Source organism: Mesorhizobium sp. M7A.F.Ca.CA.004.04.2.1 (assembly GCF_004022825.1).
Lineage (GTDB): Bacteria > Pseudomonadota > Alphaproteobacteria > Rhizobiales > Rhizobiaceae > Mesorhizobium.
Genome location: NZ_RZPH01000204.1, coordinates 1 through 7,172, shown reverse-complemented (window position 1 = coordinate 7,172; position 7,172 = coordinate 1). Strand labels below are relative to the sequence as shown.

Below are 7,172 nucleotides of genomic sequence, written 5' to 3'. Positions count from 1 at the left end.
GTTCAGGCGCCGGCCGCCGCGATTCGAGCCGGTCGGGCCTTGCCTGGGTCGAGATGCGTTCGGACAAGGTGACGAGCCCGGCAACCCGCGAAGATCCGTGGGGCACGGTGATCAGGACTATTCCCGCCAAGGCTTGAGAGCGTCTTTCTCCCCGTCACTATACGGGGAGAAATGCCCGGCAGGGAAATGAGGGGCAGCGCCAAAGTCGTGAATTTGTCAAAGCGTGAATGGTTGCGATCGTCGCCGAAGTCGGCACCGCCCCTCATCCGCCTGCCGGCACCTTCTCCCCGTATAGTGACGGGGAGAAGGAAGCTCAGGCTTCCCCAAACACCCGCTTGAAGATCGTGTCGACATGCTTGGTATGATAGCCCAAGTCGAATTTCTCGCGGATTTCGGCTTCCGGCAGCGCTGCGGTCACTTCCTTGTCGGCCAAAAGTTCCTCAAGGAAATCAGCGCCTTGCTCCCACACTCTCATGGCGTTGCGCTGCACCAGCCGGTAGGAGTCTTCGCGCGACAGGCCGGCTTGGGTCAGCGCCAGCATGACGCGCTGCGAATGCACGAGGCCGCGGAACTTGTTCATGTTCTTCAGCATGTTGTCGGGATAGACGAGCAGCTTGTCGACGACGCCGGTCAGCCGTGACAGTGCGAAATCGAGCGTCACGGTGGCATCCGGGCCGATCATGCGCTCGACCGAGGAGTGCGAGATGTCGCGCTCGTGCCAGAGCGCCACATTTTCCATCGCCGGCAGCGCCATGGAGCGCACCATGCGGGCAAGACCGGTGAGGTTTTCGGTCAGCACCGGGTTGCGCTTGTGCGGCATGGCCGACGAGCCCTTCTGGCCCGGCGAAAAATACTCTTCAGCTTCCAGCACTTCGGTGCGCTGCAAATGCCGGATTTCGATCGACAGCCGCTCGACCGACGAGGCGATGACGCCGAGCGTGGCAAAGAACATGGCGTGGCGGTCGCGCGGGATCACTTGCGTCGACACCGGCTCGGGCTTCAGGCCGAGCTTTGCCGCCACATGCTCCTCGACATAGGGGTCGATGTTGGCGAAGGTGCCGACCGCGCCCGAAATCGCGCAGGTGGCGATGTCTTCGCGCGCGTGCACCAACCGCTCGCGGCAGCGCGAGAATTCGGCATAGGCCTGCGCCAGCTTGACGCCAAAGGTCGTCGGCTCGGCATGGATGCCATGGCTGCGGCCGATGGTGACGGTGTCCTTGTGCTCGAAGGCGCGGCGCTTAAGCGCTGCAAGCAAGCCATCGATGTCGGCGAGCAGGATGTCGCTGGCGCGGGTAAGCTGCACCGCAAAGCAGGTGTCGAGAACATCGGACGAGGTCATCCCCTGGTGGATGAAGCGGGCGTCCGGTCCGACGAATTCGGCAAGATGGGTCAGGAAGGCGATGACGTCATGCTTGGTGACGCGCTCGATCTCGTCGATCGCCTCGACATCGAATTTTGCCGCCCCGCCCTTTTCCCAGATGGTTTTTGCCGCTTCCCTGGGGATGACGCCGAGTTCGGCCAACGCGTCGCAGGCATAGGCTTCGATCTCGAACCAGATGCGGAACCGGGTTTCTGGCGACCAGATGGCGACCATTTCCGGCCGGGAATAGCGAGGGATCATCGGTCAGTCCTGACATATCGAGAAGTTTGCCCGCGTCCTAACAGAGGCGAGCAAAATGCTCAACGCTGCTGGCGCGCAAACCAGACGCCCGCGGCAAACAGAGCGATGAAACCAACTGGAAAATAGAGCCGGATGCCCAGCACCACGAACTGGTAGAGCGCAATCAGCGTCGTGAAGACGAACTGGAGGACCCAGGTGCGGGTGAAAGCAGGGGCGTGCCACTCGGCGTAGTAGGAGCGGTACTGCAGGGCAAAGAGCCCGGCGGTCAGGCCGATCGTCGCCGCGGCTAGGCACACGAAGGCCGCGGCAAAGGCGACTTCCCAGCGTCTTCCCTGCGAGACCAGCCGCGCCGCGAACAGGCCGATGGGAAAAGCCAGCGCAGCTCCCACCGCAAACAGCGCGGTGACAATGCGGATTTTCGCCGGCGTCTCCCAGTCGTCCAACAACAGGGCGACGAGCGCGCTGGCGCCCATCGTCGTGGCCCATAGCAAGGCGCCATAAAACGCAGTGCGCGGCGTCGGTATCGCGCGGCGAAGGCGGTTCAGCGAACGATCGCGCGGGGCGGGTGGGACAAGCGGTGTCACAGGCGGCCGGTCACCGCGATCCAGCGAAAGTCCGGGCCTTCAAAGCCGTATTGGCGCACCGCGATCAGCACGGCATAGGCGCTGAGACTGTCCATCGAAAAGGTCTGCACAGCGCCGATGCGGTAGCCGTTCGGGCAACCCCGGCTTTTCGGTATCGACTTGTCCTCGTGCAGCAGCTTGGTCGTGCCGCCATCCTGCGCCTCGATACGCAGCAGCCGGAAGCCGTTGATCTCGCCCTGGCTCTCGCAGCCCTCGGTGTTGTTCATGCCGAGATCGTCGAGCCGAAACTCGAGCGGTGGGTCGACCGGCGAAAAGATCGGGCGCGGGTTGACTGCCATCCGGTGCGGATCGGCCGAAAGTTCGGTCACCGGGTTGAAGCCGGCGGTGATGCCGCGATTGGCGTCCAACTCGGCCTGACTGACAATGGCTTCGCCTTTTTGCCGGGCCTGAAGGCGCGCCGCATCCAGTTTGGCATTCTCGTCCTCAAGCCGGACCCGGATCGGCGTGCCCTTGAGAAAGCTGTCGGTGCTGGTGTCGATGTAGTAGCGGTTGGCATAGGGAAAACCCGATCCATCCTGCACGCCATATTCCTCGAAAGCAAAGACGCTGCCGTCCTTGGTGAAGCCGAGGATTTCAAGTTCGGCGACATCGCCGGCATGAGCCGCGATCGAGGTGGCAAACTGTGCAAGCAGGCCAACGGCAAACAGAAAGAGCATTCGCATCGGTCTTCACCCCCGTGATCGTCTCAATCCCCTAGCACGCCGAAATCAAAACGTCGTGCGGTGCGAAAGCCGATGCATCCAATCGGCCCGTCATTTGTTATCGTCGGCAGTCCCAATGGAGACCACCATGACCGACACCAGCAAAATTCGCGAGCATATGGAAGTCGTCGGCGCCGACGGCGTGCATGTCGGCACTGTCGACAAGGTCGATGGCCAGCGCATCAAGCTGACCAAGGCCGATAGCGGCGAGGGCGCTCACAAGGGCCATCATCACTATATTCCCCTGAGCCTGATTGCCGAAGTCGACGGCAAGAAGGTCTGGCTGTCGGCGAATTCCGATGTTGCGGTGACGTTCGAGGAAGAAAAGTCCGATCGGGTCTGATTATCGCTTCACCTCAGGCGTGACGACCAGACCGGAAACAGATCGTTTTCGGCAGGGGTTGCCGCATAGACGCCGCGGCTGATGGCGCGCGCCATGGTGGCGCCGGCTGCGGCGTAGAGATCGATCGCCGCATCGGCGGAGAGTTCGATACCGCTCGTGCCGGTCGCCAGCGCGAACACAAGGTCGCCATCGGCCGGTGTGTGCGTCGGCCATATCGCGCGCACGAACCCGTCATGCGCCGATATCGCCAGGCGCTTGGCGGCAGCTTTTGTGAGCACCGCATCGGTGGCAATGACGGCGATGGTGGTGTTGCCGCCGGTCTCCATCTGCCTGCCAACATGCTTGTCGCGGTGTTTCAAAAGAATCCGTTTCGCATCGTCCGGCATCGGCGAGGGATAACCAAGCCCGCCGAATTCGTTGCCGATTTCGAACGGTGCTGCCCAGAAATGGCGGGTTCGGCCTGTGGTCACCGATCCGGTCGGGTTGACGGCGGCCAGCGCACCGACGGTGACGCCGCTATCCAGCAGCGTCGAGGCGGAGCCGAGGCCGCCTTTCAGCCCCGAGGTCAGCGCGCCGGTGCCGGCGCCGATCGTGCCAAGCTGGAAATCGGCGGCGGCAGTTTGCGCGGCCTCATAGCCAAGCTCGCGGTAGGGCGGATAACGGCCCCAATCCTTGTCGCCGCCATTGCGCAGGTCGAACAGGATCGCCGACGGCACGATCGGCACGCGAAAACCACCGACCTCCAGGCCGATGCCGCGTTCGCGCAATGCCGCCTGCACGCCGGACGCCGCGTCGAGGCCGAAAGCCGAACCGCCTGAAAGCACGACGGCGTGCACCACATCGACGGAATTGTGCGGTTCGAGCAGGTCTGTCTCGCGCGTGCCCGGCGCGCCGCCCAGGATCTGAACGCCGGCCACTGTCGGCGTGTCGCAAAGCACGGTCGTGACGCCGGACTTCAGGCTGGCGTCGGACGCATTGCCGACGCGCAGGCCGGCAACGTCGGTGATCAGGTTGCGTGGGCCGGTGCGAAACATCAGTTGCTTTCCAAGGGCGCAAAGCGCGTGCCGTCGAAACGGAAGACGCGGTAAGGTCTCTGGCTGAGGTCGCCTTTTGCATCAAAGCGGATCGGCCCGATCGCCGTGGTGAAATCCTGTCCGGTCAGGGCCTCCGTCAGCGGCTTGCCCGAGCTTTCGGACAAGCCTGATGCTGCCTTGGCGATTTCGACCGCCGCAAAGGCCGGCAGCGCATAGCCGTCAGGCACGATCTTCTTAGCGTCAAATGCCGCCAGCACTTTTGGATCGGCGACATCGGCCCATTCCGGCGGTGCGATCATCAGCGTGCCCACGGCATAGGGTACATCGCCCGGCGGTGTGCGGAGATTTTCGCCGCCGGCAAAGACGATGCCCGCCTGAAGCTGTGCGGCATCGCGGCCCATGATGGCGATGTCGTCGCCGTCGCCACCGGCAAAGACATGCGTCGCGCCAGCCTTCTTCAGCCGGCCGATCATGCCGATCTGGTTGTCGAGCTGTGGCCGGAACGTGTCGACGAATACCGGTTTCAGCGCTGCCTGTTCGGCCGCTGCCCGCAACGTCTCGGCGATCTCACGTCCGTAGATGGTGCCGTCGTCGATAATGGCGAACAGCTCGTTCTGCCATAGATGGGTGAGGGCGGACGCGATGGCGTTGCGCTCATCGTCGCCGCGCGGCCCGAGGCGATAGACCGGCCAGCCGGCCTTGGCGCGGCGGTCGGTCAGGCTCTCGGTCCGCACGCCAACGGTGATGACCGGAATGTTGGCGTCCTTGAGGATCGGCATCGCCGCCTCGATCGCCTCGGTGCAGAGAAACCCGACTACGATGTCGACCTTGGCGGCTGCGAATTCCTTGGCCGCGGCAGCGCCGCCGTCCGCGGTGCAGGCATCATCCACGGTCTTCAGTTCGATGCCGTTCGCTTCGGCCGCCAGGCCGGTGCCGGCCTCGATCTGCTTGCCGAGAATGGCAGATGGTCCCGATAGCGGTGCCGCGACGCCGACGAGCAGCGTCTGGGCATCCGCGGCACTGGCCAGAAACAGCCAGAACAGCGCCGCTATTGTTCTTGTCTTGGGTCGCATTCGAGCGATGGGTCCCTCCGTGCCGGCTCTATGCTCCTGGCACTATTGCCGCCAAGACCTAAAGGCTGCCCGGCCTTGGTGCAACACGGGAATTTCGGGATATGGCTCAAGCACTTCGCTTGTGGCGGGCTATATCTGGCCATATATGTCGGTAGGATCCTGACCATGGAAAAAATACGGTGCTGAAGAAGAACGACATTGGGCCGCAGGCCTATCGCGACGCGATGAGCCACTTTGCCGGCCACGTCCATGTGGTCACCACCGACGGGCCGGCCGGCAAGCGCGGCACGACGGTGATCGCCGCCTGTTCGGTGTCGGACACGCCGCCGACCATCCTGGTCTGTCTCAACCGCGAAAATGCCAAGAATGAGCTGTTCGTGAAAAACGGCAGGTTTGCCCTGAACACGCTGGCCTCGCACCAGGAGCCGCTGTCGGTCGGCTTTTCCGGCATCACCGGCCTGCCGGTCGAGGAACGTTTCGCGCTTGGCGAATGGGATGTGATCTCCACCGGCGCGCCGACGCTGAAAGGCGCGCTTGCCGTGTTCGACTGCGAATTGATCGACACCAAGGATCTGGCCACCCATCGTGTGCTTTTTGGCAAGGTGACAGGTCTGCGTATGGGCGATAATTTGCGGCCGCTGATCTACCACGCCCGCGGCTACCACGTTCTGGACAGCGGAGCGGCGGCGTTCACGGAGAAAGAATGACCGAGCTGAAACCGCGCGCCGCGCCACGGACGATCGACGAGACGCTCGATCTCCTGACCGGTGCGGACTATGTGGCGGACCGGTCGCTGGCGACCGTGCTGTTCCTGTCGTTGCGTATGAAGCGGCCGCTGTTCCTCGAGGGCGAGGCCGGCGTCGGCAAGACCGAGATCGCCAAGGTGTTGGCACAGGCGCTCGGTCGCCGGCTGATCCGCCTGCAGTGCTATGAAGGCCTCGACGTTTCGTCCGCCGTCTATGAGTGGAACTACGCCGCGCAGATGATCGAGATCCGCATGGAGGAGGCGGCCGGCAAGGTCGAGCGCTCCGCCATGGAGCGCAACGTCTTTTCCGAAAAATACCTGATCCGCCGCCCGGTGCTCGATGCGCTGACCGGAAAGACGGGCGCTGCCCCGGTTTTCCTGATCGATGAGCTCGACCGCACCGACGAGGCCTTCGAGGCCTTTCTGCTCGAAATCCTGTCCGACTTCCAAGTGACGGTGCCCGAACTCGGCACCATCAAGGCGGAAGAACCGCCGATCGTCATCATCACCACCAATCGCACCCGCGAAATCCACGATGCGCTGAAGCGGCGCTGCCTCTATCACTGGGTCGACTATCCCAACGCCGAGCGCGAGCTCGAGATCGTGCGCCGTAAGGTGCCGCAGGCCAACCAGCGGCTTTCGGCAGAAGTGGTCTCCTTTATCCAGAAGCTGCGCCAGATCGAATTGTTCAAGGTGCCTGGCGTCGCCGAGACCATCGACTGGGCCGGCGCGCTGACCGAGCTCGACAAGGTGGCGCTCGATCCGGAAACCGTCTCCGACACGATCGGCGTGCTGTTGAAATACCAGGACGACATTGCCCGCATCGAACAGGGCGAAGGCCGGCGCATCCTCAACGAGGTGAAGGCCGAGCTTTCGGCGGCGGAGTAGGCGATGCCGCGCCCCGAACCGAAAGAGGCCATGCCGCACGGGCGGATTGCCGACAACATCGTCTATTTTGCCCGCACCTTACGCAAGGCCGGCATGCGGGTCGGGCCGGCCTCGGTCAAGGAC

The 7,172-nt window shown here is 63.4% G+C and carries 8 protein-coding genes and 1 pseudogene; 4 read left to right on the top strand and 5 right to left on the bottom strand.

Going from position 1 to position 7,172, the window contains the following annotated elements; genetic code table 11:
• A pseudogene (locus EN893_RS40020) lies at nucleotides 1-137 on the top strand (VOC family protein); the annotation flags it as partial.
• 176 nt (nucleotides 138-313) lie between these two features.
• Here EN893_RS40020 and purB read toward each other — a convergent pair.
• The 3 genes from purB to EN893_RS11930 form a co-directional block, all read right to left on the bottom strand.
• Nucleotides 314-1,621 carry an adenylosuccinate lyase gene (gene purB / locus EN893_RS11940; RefSeq protein ID WP_127269895.1) on the bottom strand — a complete coding sequence of 436 codons (1,308 nt, stop codon included), beginning with the start codon at nucleotides 1,619-1,621 and terminating at the stop codon, nucleotides 314-316.
• Nucleotides 1,622-1,680: 59 nt separating this feature from the next.
• Nucleotides 1,681-2,094, bottom strand: a complete 414-nt coding sequence (locus EN893_RS11935) for a hypothetical protein (RefSeq protein ID WP_127269893.1) — start codon at nucleotides 2,092-2,094, stop codon at nucleotides 1,681-1,683.
• 107 nt (nucleotides 2,095-2,201) lie between these two features.
• Nucleotides 2,202-2,927, bottom strand: coding sequence for a DUF2259 domain-containing protein (locus tag EN893_RS11930; protein WP_127269891.1), 726 nt, complete (start codon nucleotides 2,925-2,927; stop codon nucleotides 2,202-2,204).
• A gap of 127 nt (nucleotides 2,928-3,054) precedes the next feature.
• Between EN893_RS11930 and EN893_RS11925 the strand changes: the two genes are divergently transcribed.
• Nucleotides 3,055-3,309: a DUF2171 domain-containing protein gene (locus EN893_RS11925; RefSeq protein WP_127269889.1), complete on the top strand. Its 255-nt coding sequence runs from the start codon at nucleotides 3,055-3,057 to the stop codon at nucleotides 3,307-3,309.
• A gap of 8 nt (nucleotides 3,310-3,317) precedes the next feature.
• Here the strand turns inward: EN893_RS11925 and EN893_RS11920 are convergent, their stop codons facing one another.
• Both EN893_RS11920 and EN893_RS11915 read right to left on the bottom strand, forming a co-directional pair.
• On the bottom strand, nucleotides 3,318-4,343 hold the full coding sequence (locus EN893_RS11920; RefSeq protein WP_127269887.1) for a P1 family peptidase: 1,026 nt from the start codon (nucleotides 4,341-4,343) through the stop codon (nucleotides 3,318-3,320).
• On the bottom strand, nucleotides 4,343-5,416 hold the full coding sequence (locus EN893_RS11915; RefSeq protein ID WP_127269885.1) for an ABC transporter substrate-binding protein: 1,074 nt from the start codon (nucleotides 5,414-5,416) through the stop codon (nucleotides 4,343-4,345). The genes EN893_RS11920 and EN893_RS11915 overlap by 1 nt, the downstream gene beginning before the upstream one ends.
• A gap of 179 nt (nucleotides 5,417-5,595) precedes the next feature.
• Between EN893_RS11915 and EN893_RS11910 the strand changes: the two genes are divergently transcribed.
• Nucleotides 5,596-6,123, top strand: a complete 528-nt coding sequence (locus tag EN893_RS11910) for a flavin reductase (protein WP_095791541.1) — start codon at nucleotides 5,596-5,598, stop codon at nucleotides 6,121-6,123.
• On the top strand, nucleotides 6,120-7,049 hold the full coding sequence (locus EN893_RS11905) for a MoxR family ATPase (RefSeq protein ID WP_023810354.1): 930 nt from the start codon (nucleotides 6,120-6,122) through the stop codon (nucleotides 7,047-7,049). Before EN893_RS11910 ends, EN893_RS11905 begins: the two co-directional genes overlap by 4 nt.
• Nucleotides 7,050-7,172 lie beyond the last annotated feature (123 nt).

Bases quoted from the DNA above. Each gene is read 5' to 3' on its own strand.
- purB (WP_127269895.1), bottom strand. From the start codon at position 1,621: ATGATCCCTCGCTATTCCCGGCCGGAAATGGTCGCCATCTGGTCGCCA.
- EN893_RS11935 (WP_127269893.1), bottom strand. From the start codon at position 2,094: ATGGGCGCCAGCGCGCTCGTCGCCCTGTTGTTGGACGACTGGGAGACG.
- EN893_RS11930 (WP_127269891.1), bottom strand. From the start codon at position 2,927: ATGCGAATGCTCTTTCTGTTTGCCGTTGGCCTGCTTGCACAGTTTGCC.
- EN893_RS11925 (WP_127269889.1), top strand. From the start codon at position 3,055: ATGACCGACACCAGCAAAATTCGCGAGCATATGGAAGTCGTCGGCGCC.
- EN893_RS11920 (WP_127269887.1), bottom strand. From the start codon at position 4,343: ATGTTTCGCACCGGCCCACGCAACCTGATCACCGACGTTGCCGGCCTG.
- EN893_RS11915 (WP_127269885.1), bottom strand. From the start codon at position 5,416: ATGCGACCCAAGACAAGAACAATAGCGGCGCTGTTCTGGCTGTTTCTG.
- EN893_RS11905 (WP_023810354.1), top strand. From the start codon at position 6,120: ATGACCGAGCTGAAACCGCGCGCCGCGCCACGGACGATCGACGAGACG.